The following is a 2,460-nucleotide window of genomic DNA, read 5'->3' on the forward strand; positions in this document are numbered from 1 at the left end:
CGCGCGGGGGTCACTCCTTGGACAGCAGGCGCTCGAAGGGCACCGGCTCCTCGAAGGGGTCGGGCCTGGCGGCGGGGGCGCGGCCGGCGATCGTGCCGGCGAACTCCCGCCCGGCCCGGGTGAGGCGCTCGGCCAGCTCGCCGCTCCCCCAGTCCTCGGTCGCCGCGTACACGGCGGTCGGCTGGACGGCGGCGCGCAGGTAGGCGAACAGCGGCCGCATCGCGAAGTCGATCGCGAGCGAGTGCCGGGGCGTCCCGCCCGTCGCGCCGAGCAGCGTGGGCGTGTTCTCTAGGGCGTCCTTGTCGAGGACGTCGAAGAACGTCTTGAACAGCCCGCTGTAGGACGCCTGGAACACCGGGGTGACGGCGATCAGGCCGTCCGCCCCCGTGACCGTCTCGACGGCGGCCTTCAGCTCCCCGGCCGGGAAGCCGCTGACGAGGTTGTTGACCAGGTCGTGGCCGAGGGTGCGCAGCTCGACCACCTCGACGACCGCCTCGTCGCCCTGCTCGCGCAGGGCCTGGGCGGTCGCCTGGCCGAGCCGGTCGGCGAGCATCCGGGTCGAGGACGGCTCGCGCAGACCGGCCGACACGACCGCCAGGCTGCGGGTGGTCATCGCGCGACCTCCTCCGTGCCGGCCTCCTCCGCCTGGGCGCCCTTGCCGCTCTCGGCGTTCTTGGCGGCGAGCAGGGACGCGTGGGTCGGCGCGTCCGGGACGTGCGCGGGGCGTCCGATCGCGAACTCCTTGCGCAGCACCGGGACGACCTCCTCACCGAGGATCTCCAGCTGCTCCATGACGGCCTCCTCGGGCAGGCCGAGGTCCAGCGTGAACAGCTGCCGCTGGTAGTCGCCGACCGCGTCGCGGAAGGCCAGCGTCCGCTCGATGACCTGCTCGGGGGTGCCGACGGTCAGCGGGGTGGTCTCCATCGTCTCCTCGAGGGACGGCCCGTTCGCGTACACGTAGGACGTGTCGAAGTACGGCCGGAACTCGCGGATCGCGTCCTCGGCCTTGGGCCGCATGTAGACCTGCCCTCCGAGGCCCACGATCGCCTGGTCGGCCGCGCCGTGGCCGTAGTGCTCGTAGCGCCGCCGGTAGAGGGCCACCATGCGCTGCACGTGCTCCATGGGCCAGAAGATGTTGTTGTGGAAGAAGCCGTCGCCGTAGTAGGCGGCCTGCTCGGCGATCTCCGGGCTGCGGATCGAGCCGTGCCACACGAACGGCGGGACGCCGTCCAGCGGGCGCGGCGTGGCGGTGAAGCCCTGCAGCGGGGTGCGGTGCTTGCCCTTCCAGTCCACGACGTCCTCGCGCCAGAGCCGGTGCAGCAGGTGGTAGTTCTCGATCGCCAGGTCGATGCCGTCGCGGATGTCCTTGCCGAACCAGGGGTAGACGGGGGCGGTGTTGCCGCGTCCCATCATCAGGTCCGCCCGCCCGTCGGCGAGGTGCTGCAGCGTGGCGTAGTCCTCGGCGATCTTCACCGGGTCGTTGGTGGTGATCAGGGTGGTGGCGGTGGACAGCACCAGGCGCTCGGTCCGGGCGGCGATGTGGCCGAGCAGGGTGGTCGGTGAGGACGGCACGAACGGCGGGTTGTGGTGCTCGCCGGTCGCGAAGACGTCCAGGCCGAGCTCGTCGGCCCGGACCGCCATCCGGACCATCATCCGGATCTTGTCGCGTTCGCTCTGCACCCGGCCGGTCGCGGGGTCGGTCGAGACCTGTCCGACCGAGAAGATCCCGAACTGCATCATCACACGGCTCCATTTAGTAGAAGGTTCAACTATCTTAGCGGCGCCGCCTCCCGCGTTATTCCGGGGCCCGCCGGGACCGGCGTCCAGGCCCGCCGGGACCGGAGCCCGATGCCTCGGTCAGGTGGACACGTCCAGGTCAAGGGCACGGAACAGCCACCAGTGCGCGCGGCTGATCAGGTGCGGGCCGCCGGTGACGGCCTCGGTGAGCGCCCAGTAGCGGATCATCCGCGGCTCGTGGTCGTCCCGCAGGTCCTCCGCCAGGACGCTGCGGAAGCCGGGGGTGTCGCGCGCGGAGCGGGCGGCCGCGTGGACCGCGACGAACCGGTCCAGTTCCGGGCCGGGACGCGGCGGGACGTCCGCCAGCGCGAGCGGCGCCGCCCGGCCGCAGACCTCCGTCAGGCCGTCCAGCAGGGTCGGCTCGTCGTCCACCTTCTCGGCGTTGGCCATCCTCCGGGCGCGCAGCAGCCCGTGCAGCGACCGGTCGTGGACCAGCTCGACCAGTTCGGCGTAGGCGAGGACCTGCTCGGGCGTCGGGCCGGGCGGCGGGGCCGGGGCGGCCATCTCCAGGAACGCCTCCAGGTACGGGCCCGAGTCCAGCGCGACGGCCTGGGTCCGCCAGAAGCCGGTGAGGACGGCGTGCGCGGCCCGGCCGTCCGCCGCGGCGGCCAGCAGGTCCAGCCGCGCGGCCCGCCCGGCCGGGTCCCCTTCCTCGGCCGCGCG

At 73.0% G+C, this 2,460-nt stretch carries 3 protein-coding genes; all 3 read right to left on the minus strand.

Going from position 1 to position 2,460, the window contains the following annotated elements; genetic code table 11:
- Positions 1 to 10: 10 nt before the first annotated feature.
- On the minus strand, positions 11 to 613 hold the full coding sequence (locus tag AB0J52_RS36205) for an FMN reductase (protein ID WP_500187423.1): 603 nt from the start codon (positions 611 to 613) through the stop codon (positions 11 to 13).
- Positions 610 to 1,737, minus strand: coding sequence for an LLM class flavin-dependent oxidoreductase (locus AB0J52_RS36210; RefSeq protein WP_500187425.1), 1,128 nt, complete (start codon positions 1,735 to 1,737; stop codon positions 610 to 612). Before AB0J52_RS36210 ends, AB0J52_RS36205 begins: the two co-directional genes overlap by 4 nt.
- 120 nt (positions 1,738 to 1,857) lie before the next feature.
- A partial coding sequence (locus AB0J52_RS36215) for a hypothetical protein (RefSeq protein ID WP_500187424.1) occupies positions 1,858 to 2,460 on the minus strand: 603 nt, incomplete at its 5' end.

The sequence above is a fragment of the Spirillospora sp. NPDC049652 genome (assembly GCF_040675125.1).
Lineage (GTDB): Bacteria > Actinomycetota > Actinomycetes > Streptosporangiales > Streptosporangiaceae > Spirillospora.